Raw genomic sequence first — 16481 nt, 5'->3', positions numbered from 1 at the left:
AGCCCACATGCCCGAGCAGCCGCAGGAACCACGCCGGATCCCCTTGAGCCGGGACCGGGTGCTGCGCGCCGCCGTCGCCTTCGCCGACGGCTCCGGCATCGAGGCGCTGAGCATGCGCCGGCTCGCCCAGGAGCTGGGCGTCGTACCGATGGCGCTCTACAAGCACGTGGCCAACAAGGAGGAGTTGCTGGACGGCATGGTGGAGGTCGTCGTCGCCGGGATCGGGGGCCGGGCCCCCGGATCCGACTGGAAGAGCGCGGTCCGCGGGCGGATCCTCGGCGCGCGCGGCGCCCTCCTCGCCCATACCTGGGCGGCCCAGGTGATCCGTTCACGCACCGGCCCGACCCCGGCCGTACTCGCCTACCTGGACTCCGTGATCGCGATGTTCCGGGCCGGCGGCTTCTCCCTCGACCTCACCCACCACGTGATGCACGCCCTCGGCAGCCGGGTGCTGGGCTTCACCGAGGAGCTGTTCGACGACCCGGCGAGCACCGCACCGCAGGACGAGCGGGCGCAGGCGGCCGCGTACGAGGAGATGGCCCGGCGCTACCCCCACGTCACCGAACTGGCCCGGTCGGTGGCCCACGACCGGGGTTCCGTCATCGGCACGGGCTGCGACGACGGGTTCGAGTTCGAATTCGCGCTGGACCTCCTCCTCGAGGGATTCGAACGTCTCCACGCGCAGGGCTGGAGGTCGGCCCCTTAGATCTGGGCCAGCTCGCGCACCGTGGCCATGTCGCTGAAGGGGAGCAGCTTTTCGCCGACGATCTGGTGCGGTTCGCTGCCCTTGCCGGCGATCAGGACCGTGTCGTCGGGGCCCGCCTCGGACAGGGCGAAGGCGATCGCCCGGCGGCGGTCGGCATAGCGCCGGAAGGGGGTGCCGGTCGCCGTGAGGCCGGGGGCCACCTGGTCCAGGATGGCCTCGGGGTCCTCGTTGCGGGGGTTGTCCGAGGTCAGGACGCAGAGGTCGGAATGGGTCCCGGCGATCCGGCCCATCTCGACCCGCTTGGAGGTGTCGCGGTCCCCGCCGCAGCCGAAGACCGTGATCACCCGGGCGCGGGCGAAACCCCTGATGGTGGTGAGGACCTTGTCCAGGGAGTCCGGCGAGTGGGCATAGTCCACGATCACCGACGTGCCCAGCGGGGTCCGGAAGCGTTCCAGCCGGCCCGGGACCGGCGGCATGCGGTCGAGCGCGTCGACCAGGGCGCCCAGCTCGTGCCCCAGCACGTGGCAGGCCGCCACGGTGGCCAGCGCATTGGCCACCGAGAAGCGGCCGGGGACGGGAATCGAGGCCGGGTAGGCGCGTCCGTCGTGATGGAGGGTGAACCGCGTGCCCGAGGCAGTCACCACGAGGTCGGTGGCCCGGTAGTCGGCCGGACGGTCCAGGGCGTACGTGGTCACCGCCCCCGGCATCATCGACACGATGCCCGCGCCCACCGGGTCGTCGGCATTGACCACCGCACGCCGGCACAGGCCCTGGAAGAGCCGCAGCTTGGCGTCCCGGTAGTTCGCCATCGTCCCGTGGTCGTCCAGATGGTCCTGCGTGAGGTTGGTGAAGACCCCGACGTCGATGAACGTCCGGTCGACCCGGTGCGTCAGCAGTGCCATCGAGGTGGCTTCCAGCACCACGCCGGCGGCCCCGCGGTCGCGCATGTACCCCAGCAGGTACTGCAGGTCGGGAGATTCCGGTGTGGTCAGCACCGATGGCGGCATGGGGATCGGCTCGTCGCCGATCCTGCTTCCGGCGGTTCCGATCACCCCCACGCTGGAGCCCTCGGCGATCCGCAGAACGGACTCGACCATGTACGAGATGGAGGTCTTCCCGTTGGTGCCGGTGATCGCCACCATGTCCATGTGCCGCCCGGGCTCGCCGAAGTAGCGGGAGCTCACCACCGCGGCGGCCGTACGCGTGTCGGGTACCCGGACGGTACAGGTGCCTGGGGGCCATGCCGCGGCCGGCAGGTCGGGTTCACGGCCGTCGACGAGCACGGCGGCGGCGCCCCGGGCCAGCGCGGGCGAGACGGCGCCGGGGCCGCCTTCCCGGTGCCCGGGTACGGCGATGAAGAGCGAGCCCGGCATCACCCGGTCGGCGTCGAAGGTGGTTCCCGCGGTGATCAGCGTTGTGTCCGGATCACCCTGGAGAACGTGGTGCTCCTGCCCGGCCAGCAATGCGCTCAGCTTCACAATGATCCCTTCGAGGGGGCTCGGGCCCGGGCGTGCGGCCGTAGCCAGGCGGCAGCGCCGGCGGCATGCCGGGAAGCTGCTGTGGTGATGTGGAGCGGGGGAGGGCGCAGGCGCGAAGCGCTAGCCGTGGCCGTGCAGGGCCGTACGGCGCGTCTTGGGCGCCACGGCGAGGGCCGTGCCGGCCGGGTCGACGAGGGCCGCAACCCCGGCGGCCGGGCGCATCCCGAAGGCGGCCTGCTGCAGGCACTGCCTCGAGGAACGTGTGCGACCCATGGGCCGAGTGTACGGCCCGCCGGGCGGCCCGGGGATCGCCGCCGGCTCGGCCGACAGGGTCCGGAAGGGAAGGCGCGATCGACGGCACCGAGCTGCTGCCCCTGCCCTACGTTGAGCGCCGCCGACGCCTGGAGGTCCTTTCGCGGCCCGCGCACCGACCGCCCCGTGGACCCTGTGCCCCATGACTACGGACCCGGCCAAGGCCAGGGAATGGCTGGAGGACTGGACGGACGTCTCCGGGGGCGAGGGCCTGTCGCGGATACGGTTCGGAGTTGCCCACTGACCGCTGGGTGGCCGTCATGGTGAAGCCTGCTGCGGTGATTTCTGAGCCGGCCAACACGCGGGCCGGTTGAATTCAGCAGGACGCTGGTGCTGGCCTGGGCCTTGGCCTGCGAGCGGCAGAAGGGCACCGGCTGGGAAACCGCTCCGCCCGGACCCCCCCCGCCGCCGGGTCGGGGCGAGGCCCGGACCAGCCCTGACCGCGCGCCCTGTCGGTGCCCGACGCGGACCATGCCTGGCACCAGACTGTCTGCCTGGGTCATGCCCCCAGATCCTCCGTCACGGGCAGGCATTCGGCGAGCAGGCCGACGACGTCGCGCCAGGCTCGTTGTGCGTGCTGTGGGTGGTGGCCGACGCCGGGGACCGTGGGGTGGCCGACCGGCGGGTGGTGGAAGGCGTGCAGGGCGCCGCCGTAGACCGTGAGGCGCCAGTCGATGCCCGCGGCCTGCATCTCGGCGGTGAACGCGTCCCGTTGCGCGGGCGGCATGATCGGGTCTTCCGACCCGACCCCGGCCCACACCGGGCAGCGGATGCGCGCCGCCTCGCCGGGCCGGCCCGTGGTCAGCGCGTTGACTGTCCCGATCGCGCGCAGGCTGACGCCGCCGCGCCCGAGTTCCAGCCCGATGGCGCCCCCGGTGCCGTAACCGACGGCGGCTATCCGGTCGGGGTCGGTCCGCGGTTCGGTGCGCAGCACGTCGAGCGCCGCATGGCCGATGCCCCGCATCCGGTCGGGATCAGCGAGCAGCGGCAGGCAACGGGCCAGCATCTCCTCGGGGTCGCCCAAATAGCGCCCGCCGTGAAGATCGAAGGCCAGTGCTACGTATCCCAGCTCGGCGAGAGCATCGGCCCGGCGGCGCTCGACGTCGCTGAGCCCCGTGCCCTCTGGTCCGAGCAGCACCGCGGGCCGGCGGTCGACACCGGCCGGGAGCGCGAGGTGACCGGTCATCGTCAAACCGTCCGCCGGGTACTCGACCGTGCGCGTCGTAATCGTCGTCATGAGACTGGACCGTAGTGATCATCGAGTCCGGTCCGTCCGGTGTTCTGCCGCTGGCGGAACAGCGTGGGTGTCCCTCTGGAATACGGGGGCCGGGCTCAGGGCTTCAAGATCATCCCGTTGCCCCTCTGGCGCGTATCCCGGTCACACCACGGCGTCAGGCGTCGGCCCGCGGGCCCCTTGGGGCGGGGAAGACTTCCTCGCCCCGAGGGGCGAGGCCGCGGGCGGCGGGCCCCCTTTGGGGAATCTCGCGCCCGGCGGGCGCGCGTCCAAGCCTGCGGGCATGGTCCGGAACTGGTCGTGCGATACGCGACGAACGTGGAGCCGTCCCTGCGTTCGTGGTGGTCCGGCCGCCTCCGTCGGCGGGGGATTGTCCTGTGACCACCCCGCCGCCGGTGGACGCCGAGCGGCCGAAGGCCGGCGAGAGCGCCCGGATCCGCGGCTTCGGGGACGCCGTCCACGAGCCGCGTTGAACGTGTTCAGAAAATCTGACAGCATGAGCTCCGGAAGGGCCTTCCGGACCGGCGGCTGACGTGAATCCGTCTGCCTTCGGCACGAGTTGGCCATGAGATCCGGAGGTCGGCACGACATGATCATCGCCTTGCTCGTTTTCTTGTTCCTGGGCCTGATAGTGGCCGTCGCGCCGGGTCTGCTCGTCGGGTATGTCTTCGTCGCGGTGAGCGGCAAGCTGCCGCTCACCGTGAGGGTCTTGTTGCTGGTGGTCCTGGCGATGGGTGCGGCGGCGCTGTGGCTCGGACTGGGGGAACCCGCCAACGTCCTGCTGCCGCTGGCCATGTTGGTGTCGTTCCTCGCGACCCTCGCCTCGGGAGCCGCGTTTCTCGGGCTCGAAGCCCGCAAGCGGCGTGCACCCCGCTACCCCGCCCCGACGTGGCAGAGCTGGTAGCCGACCGCCCCCCGTTTCCGTACAAGGAGGGGCCGGGCCGGCTGAGGCCGCCGGGTGAGCGGTCGGCGGGGCCGGCCGGTGTTGAGGCCGTGCCAGGGTCCTGGTGCGCGGGTGGCGGCCGGGCAGGCTAGTTTGCTCGGATGAGTCTCCTTGATGATGTGGCCGAGCGCGACGGCTGGCGGTGCTGGGTGTGTGACGAACCGGTCGACCCCGATGAGTCGGTGAACGACCCGCGGGGGCCCAGCGTCGACAGCCGGACCGCCGACCGGAAGGCCAAGGTGGCCGAGCGGCTCGCGCACCGCGGGTGCAACACCCGCAAGGGTGCGGTCAAGGTGGTCATCGCCTGGCCGGAGCGCCTGTATGTAGTCGAACCCGCACCGCTGATCGCCGTCGCCGAGAGGCTGGAGCGCAAGGGTGGCCGCGAGATGGTGGGCCGTTGCCCGACCAGGAAGGACGCCCAAGAGGCGGCGGATTGGCTGGTGGACCGGTTCTCCCGACTGGTACCGGGAATGCCGGTGACCGCCGACATCCAGGCGGGCGGCGGCCAGTTCCTCGTCATCCTGGCCACCGGCCGCCGCTGATCGGGTCACAGGACAGGTTGTCCGATCAGGTCAACGCCCGGTACGGGACTGCCCTGACGCGGGAGTACGCCTCCCGGTGGGAGCAGGGCGCGCTCACGCCGGGCTCCTGCCCTGTGGTGCCCCGAGCACGGGGGCGAGGTCACCCCGGTGCTGGAGTGGCACGCGGGCGGCGGCCTGCGCTGCGCGCAGCTCGCGCGCGGATCCTGCGGTCAGGCGCATGAACCGTTCACGATGGCCGGGCTCCGGGCCGCACAGCGGCGTCGGAGGTCTGCCTGGGCTCCGGTCGGCCACAACAGCCGACCGCCACGCGATGTCCACGCCGGCAGGCCGACAGCTCGCGGCGCCCCGTCGCGCCCCTGCGGTTTTCCGCAGGGGCGCCGGGCGGGAACGCGCATACCGGCCGCGAGCTGCGCTTCCTAGGTTGGGGAGGGTCGTCCGGCGGGTCCGCCGGGGGACCTTCCCCTGAGACCTGGAGCGCTCATGACGCCGTTCTCGACCACTCTCGCCCAGGAGCCGGCCGGCGGCATCGCCGGCTGGGCGGCCGGCCTCGTCGACACGCTCGGCGGGCCGGGCGCGGGCCTCGCCATCGCCCTGGAGAATCTGTTCCCGCCGCTGCCGAGCGAGGTGATCCTGCCGCTGACCGGCTTCGCCGCCGGGCAGGGCGTGCTGAGCCTCGCCTCCGCCCTGTTCTGGACGACGCTGGGTTCGGTGGTGGGCGCGCTGGCCCTGTACGGGATCGGGGCGCTCTTCGGCCGGGAGCGGATGCACGCGCTGTGGGCGCGGCTGCCGCTGGTGAAGGTCTCGGACCTGGAGCGGACCGAGGCGTGGTTCCGGCGGCACGGCGCGAAGGCGGTGCTCCTGGGCCGGATGGTGCCGATCTTCCGCAGCCTGATCTCGGTGCCGGCCGGGGTGGAGCGGATGCCGGTCCCGCTCTTCCTCCTGCTCACCACCGTGGGCAGCCTGGCCTGGAACAGCGTCCTGGTCTTCGCCGGCTACGCCCTCGGAGACCGTTGGGAACTGGTCGAGTCGTACGTGGGCGTGGCCTCCAAGGCCGTCGTCGTCCTGGTCCTCGCGGCCGGCGCGACCTGGCTGACGGTACGGCTCCGGGCCCGCGGGGCGGCCGCCCGCCACCGGCGCGCATAGGGTGAGGGCGTGAGCGGGGGCGAACGGGGCGGCGCGAGAACGCGGTCGGCGGTCCGGCGGACGGTGGGGGTGCTCGCCGGATGCCTGACGGCGCCGGCCGGCCTGCTGTACCTGCTGCTCGCCGGGGTGCCGCTCGGCGCCTTCCTGCTGTGGCCGCGAACGCGGCCGTACGCCCTCGGGGTCTACGGCTCCGGCGCCCGGCGGCTCGTGGAGGTGGAGCGCAGGCGGCGGACCTGCTTCTTCGGCGACCGGTTCCCTGAGACGTACGGGGGCGAGGGCGTGGTCCGCCACCTGGCGGTCCGGTCCTGGTCGGGGCTCATGTGCGGGGTCGTCCTGGCGCTGCTCGGCTTTGGCCTGGTGCTTGCGGGACTGCTGGCAGGCGGGGTGGTGCGCGGGACCATCGGGACCGCGGAGCTGCTGACGCAGCTCGTCCTCGGGGGCGTCCTGCTGTTCCTCGGCCTCCAGGGACTGTTCGCGCTGACCGCGCTCGACGCCCGGCTGGCCCGGGAGTGCTTCGGGCCGTCCGAGCGGGAGCTGCTGCGGCGCCGGATCGACGAGCTCTCGGTCAGCAGGGCCGCCGTCGTGCGGGCCGTGGATGTGGAGCGGCGGCGGATCGAGCGCGACCTCCACGACGGGGTGCAGCAGCGGCTCGTGGCGCTCGCGATGCTCATCGGGCGGGCACGCCGGGGCGGTGGGCGGGATCCGGAGCGGGCGGCGCAGCTGCTGGGCCAGGCGCACCGGGAGGCCCAGGAGGTGCTGGCCGAACTGCGCGAGGTGGCCTGGCGGGTGTACCCGTCGGCGCTGGACAGCCTCGGCCTGGAGGAGGCGCTCGGCGGGGTGGCGCAGCGGTGCGGGCTGCCGCTGCGGATCGCGTACGAGGTGGCGGCGCCGCTCCCACGCCCGGTGGTGACAGCCGCGTACTTCGTCGTCTCCGAGGCCGTCACCAACGCGGCCAAGCACTCCGCCGCCTCGGCCGTCTCGGTGCGGGTCGCGGGGCCGCCCGGCGGCCCGCTCACCGTGCGGATCGAGGACGACGGCCGGGGCGGCGCGGATCCGGCGGGCAGCGGCCTGACCGGGCTGCGCGGACGGGTCTGCGCGCTCGACGGCGTCCTGCGGATCGACAGCCCCCTCGGGGGCCCCACCACCATCGTCGCGGAGCTGCCGTGCGTGTGATCCTGGCCGAGGACTCGACCCTGCTGCGGGAGGGCCTGGCCCGACTCCTGGTGGAAGAGGGGCACGAGGTCGTCGGGGCGTTCGGCGACGCGGTGACGCTGGTCGCCGAGACGGAGAGGCTCCGCCCCGACGTGGCCGTCGTGGACATCCGGATGCCGCCGACCCACACCGACGAGGGGCTACGGGCGGCCGTCGAGATCCGCGAACGGCTGCCCGGGACCGGCGTCCTGGTCCTCTCCCAGCACGTCGAGCGGAGCTACGCGGCCCGGCTGCTCGCGGCCGGCGCGGAGCGGGTCGGCTATCTGCTGAAGGATCGGGTGGCGCAGGTCGAGGAGTTCCTCGACGCGCTGGAGCGGATCCACGCGGGCGGCGCGGCGATCGACCCGGAGGTCGTACGGCAGCTGGTGGTGCGCAGCGCGCACGCCGATCCGCTGGCCCGGCTGACCCCGCGCGAGCGGGAGGTGCTCCAGGTGCTCGCGGAGGGGTGCACGAACACGGCCATCGCGCGGCGGCTGCACCTTTCGCTGAGCGCGGTGGAGAAGCACCTCAACTCGGTCTTCGACAAGCTGGAGCTGCGCGGGACCGAGGGCCATAGCCCACGGATCCTCGCGGTGCTGCGGTATCTGGAGGCCTGAGGGTCGTCCCGTATCGGTCCGGGGCGGCGGCAGGCCGGCGCGAGCGGGGCCGTGCTCTTCGCCCGGTGACCGGGCGCGCTCCGGTCGATTGGCCGGGATCGACTCTCGCCGATGGAGTGCCCGCCCCATCGCGGACCTGCGCAAGCCGCGGCCTCACCGTGCGCCGACCTCGCCCCGCTCGCGCACCGGGCCAGCAGCTCGGCCAGGTCGTGGCCCTCCAGGAACTCCCTCACCAGGAACAGCCGGCCGACATCACGCCCGACGTCATGCACCGTGGTGATCCCGGCGTGCCGCAGCCTCGCCCCGATGGTGGCTTCCCGGCGGAAGCGGGCCACGGCCTGGGTGCTGTCGACGTCCTCGCGCAGGACCTTCACCGCTACGGGGCGCTGGAGTTCCTCGTCCAGGCCCTGCCAGACCTCGCCCATGCCGCCCCGGCCGATGCGCTCGACCAGCCGGTACAGGCCGGCCAGACGGTTCCCTGCTTTCCACAAGCACCCCCGCGTGATCACGTCCCCGTGCCCGCGTTCTGCCCGGCCGCCACCTTCCGGTCCGGGGCGGTTGGTCGCGGGGTGTGGCCGGCGCCGTCCGCGGTCGCGCTGTGCCGGTACGGCGCCGAGTGGACCGCGACCAGGCTCCGCCGGGGCCTCGCGGCCGACGAAGCGGAGCACGACCGGCTGCTCGGCATCGCGGGCCGGCTGCGGCCGCCCCGACGTGGAGTTCACCGCCCCGTAGAGCGAACGAGGACAGGGTTGTCGAAGGGCCGCCGCCTCGACGGGCGCAGGCCCTTCGCCATGCCGAGTCACGTGCCGCCGAGCCGGATGGACTTGCCGGTGGGGCAGAAGGCGACGTGCTCCTGTCTCATCCCGGTCGGTTGTCCCTCGCGGGCATTCATGCTGCCCCCAGCAGTGGCGTTGTGCCTCTCCTGTGCCCCTGGCCATACCAGTAGCGTCCTTTGGGTAGACTGTCTAACCGCGGGGAGTGGGCGCCGTGCCATTGCGCAAGGACCGGGAAGAGGCCGAAGCCGCGACCAAGGCGAACCGACGCGCACCGGATCCAGACAGGGGCCAGCAGGTCGCGCCGGGACTCCGACCGGTCAATCCGGCCATGGCCGCGGCCATGCAGCGCTCGGTGGGCAACGCGACACTCGGGCAGATGATCGCGCAGGGCCCGGCCGGGTCCAAGGTGCCGCACGCCGCTCCCGGTACGCGCGGCAAAAAGCGCACCCAGGACGAGGTCGTCGAGCGCGGCGACAGCCCCCCGGCCAACCAGCAGAAGACCGAGGCAGGAGCGGCCACCCGGGCCACCCGCAGCGGCAAGGCCGGCGCGACACCCTCGGTGAAGGGCAAGGAACAGAGGGCCGAGGAAGAGATCGGCAATCCGACCCTTGTCTTCACCTCCCGCTACGACGGAGACGAGGAGCAGTCGCTGAACGGCAACAACAACATCGGCTTCGAACAGACGGCAACGCTGCGCCGCGCGGACGGGATGCAGACGCCCGCGGCAGACGCGTACGACTTCTGGCAGGAGGTCTCCGACGAAAGCCGCCAGATCGTTCCGACGTCGGTGAACTACCAGCCCAAGAAGGCCCCCCGCCGCGCCTGGGGCGTGGACGGCCCCTTCCGCCCCCCGTACAACGATGAGGACGGCAACATCATCAACGCTGCCGACCGGATCACCTTCGTCGACAACCCCGGCTTCTCCACCACCACACGCATGTCGGCCGGCTACTTCCTCGTCGACTACACCGTCCGGTTCCGCTGGAAGGTCCGCAAGAAGCAGGGCGGACGCTTCACCAAGGCCGAGCCGTTCTGGGAGAGCGACGAGATGGTGCACCGCGTCACGTCCGCCTTCGACGCGGCGAACCCGGAGGAGGCCGTGCAGGTCAACCACCACGCGGCGGGCAACCGCACCTGGAACGTACAGCTGCCCAACTGACCCCGCCGACGCGGCAGCGCGCTCACGCCCCCACATGATCCGAGCCCGGAGCAGGCCCTGCCTTGATCCTCAAGTTGTGCGGCGGGGGCGTGGAGTGGTCGATTTCCTGTACGCCCCGCCCCGCCGCGACCACCAGACGCACGACCCGGAAAGCCGGGCGACACGGCCCACCGCGTGCTGGAGTGCCCTGCCTGTCGACCCGGCGGGTACGCGAACCGGGTCCCGAGCAGGGTGAACCCAGAGGCGAGGCCGCGGTCCTGGAACCCTGGGAGGACCGGTTCCACGGTGGACAAGGGCTATGACACGGCCGGACCGGCCGGTCAGTACCGGAACAGCACTCCGCGCCAGGTCCATCCCGCGTTGAGGACCATGGTGCGCAGTGGATCCCTCACATCCCGTGTGTCGAAGCGCAGCGTCTCGACCTTGTGCCGACGGCCGTCGGCACCACGCCGGTACTCCCACTGCCGGTACACCTTGAAGCCCCCACGGCCGTACTGCTGACCGGAGTCGTGCGACGGCTCCCACCGCTCCTCCAGGACGAGCACCTCGCACTTCGCCGGCACCAGGCGCATGCGGGTCTTGAGCGTCAGCTTCGCCTTCGGGATCTTGCACTCCGCCACCAGGTCGGCCTTCTCCTTGGGCAGGGCATGGCGCACGATGAACGGTACGTTCCGGCTGTTGAGCGCGAGCAGTGCTTCCCGGAGCTCCATGGCGGGCACGGAGGCGACACCGCTGTCGGGGTACTTGGTGCCGGTCCACTTGTCCCAGAGGCGGCCCATCGTCAGACCCCCGCCCTGGAGTCCGAGCGCACCGTGCGCACGAAGTCCTGGAACTCGCCCAGGACGCTGTCGTGCTGGGCCTCGGTGGCGGTCAGAGCCAGCCGGATCATTGCCCGCCTGTGCGGGTCCTCGGTGTCCAGGACGGCCAGATAGACCTGGGGCTGGACGAGGTTCCGGCGGGCGTCGCCGGCGACGGCCGAGAAGCTCAGCCGCTGGGTCAGAGCAGGTGCGTCGGCGGAGCCGACCTCGTGGCGGTGGACCACCACGACCGGCTCTGCAACCTCGCGCAGGCGCTCCGCCGAGGCGTCGGCGACCTCGACGAGCGTCACCGAGTCCTTCAGGAATCCGCCGTCGATGGTGATGTTGGCGTTGAACCCGGCGTCCGCCTGCGGATGCACCGCGGCGAACGCCACGTCCGAGGCGCCCCCGTCCGGAGGGGCAGCGACGAGCCAGCCCTCCGGCAGGCGGAATTCGATCGGCACCGGCAGTGTCGTGGGCATCTCGGGCCCTCCTTCCACGGAAACGTGCATCAGTCGAGCAGCCAGTCCTTGAAATCGCCGGCGGTGTCGCCGACCGCGTCACCGGCGGCGTCGGTGAACTTCTCCGGATCGAAGGTGAACTCGAGCCCCAGTTTGACCGTCGAGTAGCGCCCCGGGCGGTCAGTCGGCCTTGGCGGGTTCCTCGGCTCGCGCCCGGGTGGAGGCGAGCGGGTAGGAGTCGGTGCCGATTGCGGTGATCGTGCCGCCCAAAGTGAGACGGTAGACGATGGCAGCGCAGAGACAGGGATCGGTGAACGTCTCGTACGTGGTGGAAGGAGAACCGGCCAACCACCCGCAGGTCGCCGAAGCCGCCATCGTCGGCGTACCCGACGCCGACGGCCATGAGATCGCCTGCGCCGTCGTTGTCCCCCGCAAAACCCCGCCTTCCCTCGCCACCGTCCAACGACTTGTGGCCGACGACATCCCTTTGCCCCAGGCAGCGACGATCCGGCGCGGGACCCGGCTCCTGTCCGACATCGGCCGACACCGGCGCATGGGCCACCCGGAGCCGGATACCTTCCGTCTCGACGTCTCGACACGTCCCGCACACTCCACGAGCAGGAAACCCAAGCCGACGCCCCGGGCCACGCTTCTTGAAACTCCCCACTTCGCTGAACACCGGAGCGAGTGATGCGACTAGCGGAGCGTCCCTGGCCGTTTCCAAGGCCGTGGCGGACATTTCGTGACGGTCATGACGGCTGGGCGAGGACGAGGGTCCGCAAGAGAGCGAAGGAAGCTCGGGCCGTTTGGTGCGGGTGTCGGAGGAGACCCGCTCGTCGTCACCTTGCAGCCCGGTCGTCGCTGGTGCCTCCGCGGTCTAGCGCGTGTCTCTTTGATGGATTGGTCAGTTGATCGGATGTGTCTGTCCGATTAGTGATCACTGATGCGATGTGGGACCGGATCGAGCCGCTGATGCCGGCCGATCCGGTCCGTGGACGGCGGTGGGCCGACCACCGGCGCACCCTGGAAGCCATCGCGTGGAAGTACCGCACCAACTCGCCCTGGCGGGACCTGCCCGACGAGCTCGGGTCGTTCCAGACCGCTCACAAACGGCTGGTCAGATGGGCCGTCGATGGAACCTGGGAACGGATCCTGGCCTCGGTCCTGGCCGCGGCGGACGCCGCCGACGACATCGACTGGACCGTCTCCGTCGATTCGACCGTCGTCCGAGCGCACCAGCACGCCGCCGGAGCACTCAAAAAGGGGCGGCGGGACGCCGGGAGCCGGCCGATCACGCACTCGGACGCTCCCGCGGAGGCCTGAGCACCAAAGTCCACCTGGCGGCCGACGGCCGGGCCCGCCCCTTGGCCTTCACCGTCACGGCAGGCCAGGCCGGTGACGCACCTGCCTTCGAGACGGTGATGGACCGTATCCGCGTGCCCCGCACCGGTCCGGGCAGGCCCCGAACCAGGCCCGCGGTCGTCCTGGCCGACCGCGCCTACTCCTCACGCGCGATCCGGGCCCATCTGCGGCGCCGGGGAATCCGCGCGGTCATCCCGCAGCCGTCCGACCAGATCGGCCACCGCCAACGGCGAGGCCGTCACGGAGGCCGCCCGCCCGGCTTCGACCGCGAGGCCTACAAGCAACGAAACACCGTCGAACGCTGCATCAACCGCCTCAAGCAATGGCGCGGCCTGGCCACGCGAACCGACAAACTCGCCATCGCCTACCAGGCCGCACTCCACCTCGCCGGCATCCTCATCTGGACCCGACACTGACCAAAGAGACAGAACCTAGGAGGCGCCTGTCTTGTCGTTGATCTGGAAGGTGATGACGTCGACTTCGTCGGTTCCCGCCAGATCCGGGTAGTGGCCCTTGAGGCCTTCCCGGAGTTCGGTTGCGGTTGTCAGCCCCCCGGCTTGGGCGTCCTGGTCGGTGAGGTCGCTGACCAGGCAGTGCCTGATGCCGGTCACCTCGGCCGGCAGGACGACTTCGGGGTCGCTTTCGAACACCAGCCGTGCCGGCCCGAGCTGGGCCGGGTCCCGGAAGCGGATGGTCTTGGTCTTGGCGCCAGAACGGACGTCTCCAAGGTAGCGGGGGTTGAACCGGATGATCGGGGGACCGGCCGTCTCGGGATCTTGGTAGAGCGACGGGTCGAGACCGTTCATGCCTTCCGGGGTCCATCGCTGAGTCAGCGGCATCAAGTCGGCGGCGAGAACGGACCTGGGGCCCGCGGGCGTGGGCACGATGACGCGCATGGTGGGGTAGTAGTCCACGAAGACCTGCCGATCGCGCCCGCACGGGCCGATGACACCGCGCCCGTGGTTTCCCACGGCAACGATGCAGCGCATCTGGCGGGCGCCCTGGGCTCGTGCGGCTCCCAGAGCCACGAGTTCGGCACAGGGTCCGCCGGTGAAGTGGTAGAGGTTCACGCCAGCGAACATCCGGTAGTCGGCGGCCATGACCGCGGCACCCATCGTGTGGATCCCGTCTTCGTCGGGCCCGGCGTCGGTATGCGCGTCTATGGTGCGGCGTGCCAGCTCCACGAGCTCACGCTCGTCATCATTGAGAGCTCGTGCAGATGACGGTACGTACACGTTGTCAGCCTTCCCTTTTGTCAGCAGTCGCCGAAGATCATTCCACGCCACGCAGGTGGGTTCCACGGCATTTCGGCTTGCCTTGACCGGGCCCCTACGGTGGTCCCGTGGGCAGGGACGGAGGGGCCCGGCTGAGGCTGGTCGTGGTCACGGACGGGCGCCCCTGAACCCCGCCCCTGAACCCGCCGCAGAGCCCTGGCACCGGAGCCGGCCGCCTGTCCCGGCGCCGGGGCCAGGGCTGAGCCGTCTACGGGGCAGGACATCCGGACCGGCACACCGGGCGGCGCCGCGTCACCGAGGGGGACGTGGCCAGGCCCCCCGGGGCAGATCTGCCGGCCGGTCGTGCACCGGATCTCGGCGACCGGACCCGGTCACCCACCAGCTGCGCGGGCGGCACCCCGCCTTCATGGACGGGAGCCTGCCCGAACCCGCCGGCCGCGGACGTTTGCGATCACTCGTCCGGCCGCGTTCGGCCGGGTCCTGCGCGGCCCCGGCCGGCCTCCCACCCCAGATTCGGAGGCATCCGTACCCAACCGCGCGCGAGGGCGGTCTCCAACCGCCCGATCCACCCGCCGGCGTGCGGCGTGCGGCGTGCGGCGTGCGGCGAGCGAAGGGCAGGTCATGACCGAGCGCCCCAACATCCTGCTGATCGTCACCGACGAGGAGCGCGCCTCCCTGCCCCGGCCGCCCGGGTTCTCCCTGCCCGCCCGGGAGCGCATCGCGGCCCGGGGAACCACCTTCGAGCGCTACTACACCGCGTCGGCGCAGTGCAGCTCCGCGCGATCGGTCATCTACACGGGGCAGCACCTGCCGCTCACCGAGATCTACGACAACGACAACATGCCGTACATCCGCCCGCTCAACCCCGAGCTGGGCACGCTCGGCACGATGCTGCGGTCGGCTACACGACCTACCAGGGCAAGTGGCACCTGTCGAACTGCTACATCACCGCGGACAACCCCGGACCCACGACGGACGCACTGGAGCCCTACGGGTTCAGCGAGTTCAACGACTGGGGCGACATCGACGGCGGCGCCTGGGCGGGCCTGAAACTCGACCCGGTGATCGCGGGCCAGGCCGTGCGCTGGCTGCGCAGCAGGGCGCCGGTCGTGAGCCAGGACCAGCCGTGGTTCATGGCCGTCAACTTCGTGAACCCGCACGACATCATGAGCTTCGACTACGGCGGCCGTTCCCAGGTCCAGCTCCCCTTCGGGCTCTCCCACGCCGTGGTGACCCGGGCAGCGGCGAACATCCCCGTATACCAGCGGCGCTGGGAGTTCGACCTCCCCACCAGCCTGCGCGACGACCTCTCCGGCGAGGCACCGGCGGTGGCGGAGTACGCCAAGGTAATAAACACGGTCTTCAAACCAGTCGCCAACAACCAGCACTGGTACGACGGCGTGAACTTCTACCTCAACGCCATCCGTGACGTGGACCGCAGCGTCGAGTTCGTCCTGGACGCACTGGAGGCCTCGGGCAGGCGGACCGTACGGTCGTCGTCTTCACCTCGGACCATGGTGAGATGGCGGGCTCCCACGGCCTGCGCCAGAAGGGCAACCTCATCTACGACGAGAACTTCCACGTCCCGTTCATGATCGCGCACCCCGACGTGGCCGGCGGAGCCCGCACCGAAGCGCTCGCGTCCTCCGTCGACATCGCCCCCACCCTGCTGGAGATCGCCGGGCTCGACGCCGCACAGACGGCCACCCGCCACCCGGCCCTGAAGGGCCGGTCACTGATGCCCGTGCTCCACGGACACCCGGTGCGCGAAGGCATCCTCAACGCGGTGGAGTCGATCACGACGCTGGACGCCTCGTTCTGGTTCGAGTTCGCCGACCCCGAGGCACCCAAGCGCATCGCCTCCGGCGACCTGCGCCCCGACTGGAACAAGCGGGGCTTCCTGCGCGGCTACTCCGACCAGCGCTACACCATCGGCCGCTACTTCTCCCCCCTGAACCCCAACCGTCCGTCCACCACGCAAGCCCTGCTGGCCGAGAACGACGTCGTCCTCTACGACCGCGAGCAGGACCCCGCCGAAATGCAGAACCTGGCCGCCGACCCCGCCAACCGAGACCTGGTCGAACGCTACCGGGCCCTGCTGGAGAATCTCATCGACGTCGAGATCGGCACCGACACCCACACCTGGGTCACCGAACGGCCCCGGCTGCTCGGCTGGCCCACCTGGCACGGCGACACCGACCACCCCGCCGCCGTCACGACCGCAACCCGACACTGACGCTCCGCCGCTGCCCAGGATGCTGCTGTGGGTTGCCACTCGGTCTCGTTGGTGCTGGCGAACGCCCGACACCCGGTCCGGTGTCCTACTCGGAGCCGAGGCTCCGGAATGTCTCGGCGTGCGCAGTGGCCCACTGCGCGAAACTCCGGGGAGGGTGGCCGGTGACACGCTTTCAGGTCAGTACATGACCTGTTTCCCGAGCCCGGGAGGTGACCGGCTGTCACGATGCGGCCGGTGACGGGGACACCGGTGCCCGGGATCCTGAGCCGCTCAGTACCTCGTGGCCTAG

General features: G+C 71.4%; 18 protein-coding genes and 2 pseudogenes. 12 read left to right on the top strand and 8 right to left on the bottom strand.

Annotated features, from left to right (window positions below; translation table 11 throughout):
- Positions 1-7 precede the first annotated feature (7 nt).
- Positions 8-706, top strand: a complete 699-nt coding sequence (locus OG444_RS00145) for a TetR/AcrR family transcriptional regulator C-terminal domain-containing protein (protein ID WP_327260070.1) — start codon at positions 8-10, stop codon at positions 704-706.
- Here the strand turns inward: OG444_RS00145 and OG444_RS00140 are convergent.
- From OG444_RS00140 to OG444_RS00130, 3 genes are all read right to left on the bottom strand, one after another.
- Positions 703-2184: a UDP-N-acetylmuramoyl-L-alanyl-D-glutamate--2,6-diaminopimelate ligase gene (locus tag OG444_RS00140; protein ID WP_327260069.1), complete on the bottom strand. Its 1482-nt coding sequence runs from the start codon at positions 2182-2184 to the stop codon at positions 703-705. The genes OG444_RS00145 and OG444_RS00140 overlap by 4 nt on opposite strands.
- 120 nt (positions 2185-2304) lie before the next feature.
- A complete protein-coding gene (locus OG444_RS00135) occupies positions 2305-2457 on the bottom strand; it encodes a hypothetical protein (protein ID WP_327260068.1) in 153 nt (50 codons plus the stop codon).
- 538 nt (positions 2458-2995) lie between these two features.
- Positions 2996-3733 (bottom strand): dienelactone hydrolase family protein, encoded by a 738-nt coding sequence (locus OG444_RS00130; RefSeq protein ID WP_327260067.1) that lies wholly within the window; start codon positions 3731-3733, stop codon positions 2996-2998.
- Between the two features lie 598 nt (positions 3734-4331).
- Between OG444_RS00130 and OG444_RS00125 the strand changes: the two genes are divergently transcribed.
- The 5 genes from OG444_RS00125 (at position 4332) to OG444_RS00105 (ending at position 8166) form a co-directional block, all read left to right on the top strand.
- The gene (locus OG444_RS00125; RefSeq protein WP_327260065.1) at positions 4332-4634 is read left to right on the top strand and encodes a hypothetical protein; all 303 of its coding nucleotides are present in this window, start codon (positions 4332-4334) and stop codon (positions 4632-4634) included.
- Between the two features lie 140 nt (positions 4635-4774).
- On the top strand, positions 4775-5215 hold the full coding sequence (locus OG444_RS00120) for a hypothetical protein (protein WP_215140860.1): 441 nt from the start codon (positions 4775-4777) through the stop codon (positions 5213-5215).
- A gap of 480 nt (positions 5216-5695) precedes the next feature.
- Complete coding sequence (locus OG444_RS00115) at positions 5696-6358, top strand: DedA family protein (protein ID WP_327260064.1); 663 nt, start codon at positions 5696-5698, stop codon at positions 6356-6358.
- A gap of 9 nt (positions 6359-6367) precedes the next feature.
- Positions 6368-7531: a sensor histidine kinase gene (locus OG444_RS00110; protein WP_327260063.1), complete on the top strand. Its 1164-nt coding sequence runs from the start codon at positions 6368-6370 to the stop codon at positions 7529-7531.
- A complete protein-coding gene (locus OG444_RS00105) occupies positions 7522-8166 on the top strand; it encodes a response regulator transcription factor (protein ID WP_327260062.1) in 645 nt (214 codons plus the stop codon). The genes OG444_RS00110 and OG444_RS00105 overlap by 10 nt, the downstream gene beginning before the upstream one ends.
- Before the next feature lie 194 nt (positions 8167-8360).
- On the opposite strand, the pseudogene OG444_RS40680 reads toward OG444_RS00105, so the two are convergent.
- A pseudogene (locus OG444_RS40680) lies at positions 8361-9104 on the bottom strand (protein kinase domain-containing protein); the annotation flags it as partial.
- 166 nt (positions 9105-9270) lie between these two features.
- On the opposite strand from OG444_RS40680, the gene OG444_RS00100 reads away from it, so the two are divergent.
- A complete protein-coding gene (locus OG444_RS00100; RefSeq protein ID WP_327260061.1) occupies positions 9271-10101 on the top strand; it encodes a hypothetical protein in 831 nt (276 codons plus the stop codon).
- Between the two features lie 320 nt (positions 10102-10421).
- Here the strand turns inward: OG444_RS00100 and OG444_RS00095 are convergent, their stop codons facing one another.
- The 3 genes and pseudogenes from OG444_RS00095 to OG444_RS00085 form a co-directional block, all read right to left on the bottom strand.
- Complete coding sequence (locus tag OG444_RS00095) at positions 10422-10880, bottom strand: hypothetical protein (protein ID WP_327260060.1); 459 nt, start codon at positions 10878-10880, stop codon at positions 10422-10424.
- 2 nt (positions 10881-10882) lie between these two features.
- The gene (locus OG444_RS00090) at positions 10883-11380 is read right to left on the bottom strand and encodes a hypothetical protein (RefSeq protein WP_327260059.1); all 498 of its coding nucleotides are present in this window, start codon (positions 11378-11380) and stop codon (positions 10883-10885) included.
- A gap of 159 nt (positions 11381-11539) precedes the next feature.
- Positions 11540-11680: pseudogene (locus tag OG444_RS00085) on the bottom strand (IS21-like element helper ATPase IstB); the annotation flags it as partial.
- Between OG444_RS00085 and OG444_RS00080 the strand changes: the two are divergent.
- Entirely contained in the window at positions 11646-12050 is a 405-nt protein-coding gene (locus OG444_RS00080) for an AMP-binding enzyme (RefSeq protein ID WP_327260058.1), read from the top strand. The pseudogene OG444_RS00085 and the gene OG444_RS00080 overlap by 35 nt on opposite strands.
- Positions 12051-12307: 257 nt before the next feature.
- Positions 12308-13137, top strand: a protein-coding gene (locus OG444_RS00075) for an IS5 family transposase (RefSeq protein ID WP_326750623.1) whose coding sequence is annotated in 2 segments (ribosomal slippage) — positions 12308-12638 and positions 12638-13137 — 831 coding nt in all. Because the reading frame shifts where the segments join, the coding sequence is not laid out codon by codon here.
- Between the two features lie 15 nt (positions 13138-13152).
- Here the strand turns inward: OG444_RS00075 and OG444_RS00070 are convergent.
- Complete coding sequence (locus tag OG444_RS00070) at positions 13153-13905, bottom strand: ASCH domain-containing protein (protein WP_327260057.1); 753 nt, start codon at positions 13903-13905, stop codon at positions 13153-13155.
- Between the two features lie 672 nt (positions 13906-14577).
- On the opposite strand from OG444_RS00070, the gene OG444_RS00065 reads away from it, so the two are divergent.
- Genes OG444_RS00065 through OG444_RS00055 form a run of 3 tightly spaced genes read left to right on the top strand, consistent with a single transcriptional unit; the run spans position 14578 to position 16192 of the window.
- The gene (locus tag OG444_RS00065; RefSeq protein WP_327260056.1) at positions 14578-15006 is read left to right on the top strand and encodes a sulfatase-like hydrolase/transferase; all 429 of its coding nucleotides are present in this window, start codon (positions 14578-14580) and stop codon (positions 15004-15006) included.
- Between the two features lie 11 nt (positions 15007-15017).
- Positions 15018-15551 (top strand): hypothetical protein, encoded by a 534-nt coding sequence (locus OG444_RS00060; RefSeq protein ID WP_327260055.1) that lies wholly within the window; start codon positions 15018-15020, stop codon positions 15549-15551.
- Positions 15479-16192 carry a sulfatase/phosphatase domain-containing protein gene (locus OG444_RS00055; RefSeq protein ID WP_327260054.1) on the top strand — a complete coding sequence of 238 codons (714 nt, stop codon included), beginning with the start codon at positions 15479-15481 and terminating at the stop codon, positions 16190-16192. The genes OG444_RS00060 and OG444_RS00055 overlap by 73 nt, the downstream gene beginning before the upstream one ends.
- Positions 16193-16481 lie beyond the last annotated feature (289 nt).

This window comes from Streptomyces sp. NBC_01232 (genome assembly GCF_035989885.1).
GTDB lineage: Bacteria > Actinomycetota > Actinomycetes > Streptomycetales > Streptomycetaceae > Streptomyces.
The sequence above is the reverse complement of the archived record's forward strand: the minus strand, read 5'-3'. Positions and strand labels throughout refer to the sequence as shown.

Coding starts and splice junctions, on each gene's coding strand:
- OG444_RS00090 (WP_327260059.1), bottom strand. CDS start 11,380: ATGCCCACGACACTGCCGGTGCCGATCGAATTCCGCCTGCCGGAGGGC.
- OG444_RS00130 (WP_327260067.1), bottom strand. CDS start 3,733: ATGACGACGATTACGACGCGCACGGTCGAGTACCCGGCGGACGGTTTG.
- OG444_RS00080 (WP_327260058.1), top strand. CDS start 11,646: ATGGCAGCGCAGAGACAGGGATCGGTGAACGTCTCGTACGTGGTGGAA.
- OG444_RS00135 (WP_327260068.1), bottom strand. CDS start 2,457: ATGGGTCGCACACGTTCCTCGAGGCAGTGCCTGCAGCAGGCCGCCTTC.
- OG444_RS00100 (WP_327260061.1), top strand. CDS start 9,271: ATGGCCGCGGCCATGCAGCGCTCGGTGGGCAACGCGACACTCGGGCAG.
- OG444_RS00145 (WP_327260070.1), top strand. CDS start 8: ATGCCCGAGCAGCCGCAGGAACCACGCCGGATCCCCTTGAGCCGGGAC.
- OG444_RS00055 (WP_327260054.1), top strand. CDS start 15,479: ATGGCGGGCTCCCACGGCCTGCGCCAGAAGGGCAACCTCATCTACGAC.
- OG444_RS00065 (WP_327260056.1), top strand. CDS start 14,578: ATGACCGAGCGCCCCAACATCCTGCTGATCGTCACCGACGAGGAGCGC.
- OG444_RS00115 (WP_327260064.1), top strand. CDS start 5,696: ATGACGCCGTTCTCGACCACTCTCGCCCAGGAGCCGGCCGGCGGCATC.
- OG444_RS00095 (WP_327260060.1), bottom strand. CDS start 10,880: ATGGGCCGCCTCTGGGACAAGTGGACCGGCACCAAGTACCCCGACAGC.
- OG444_RS00120 (WP_215140860.1), top strand. CDS start 4,775: ATGAGTCTCCTTGATGATGTGGCCGAGCGCGACGGCTGGCGGTGCTGG.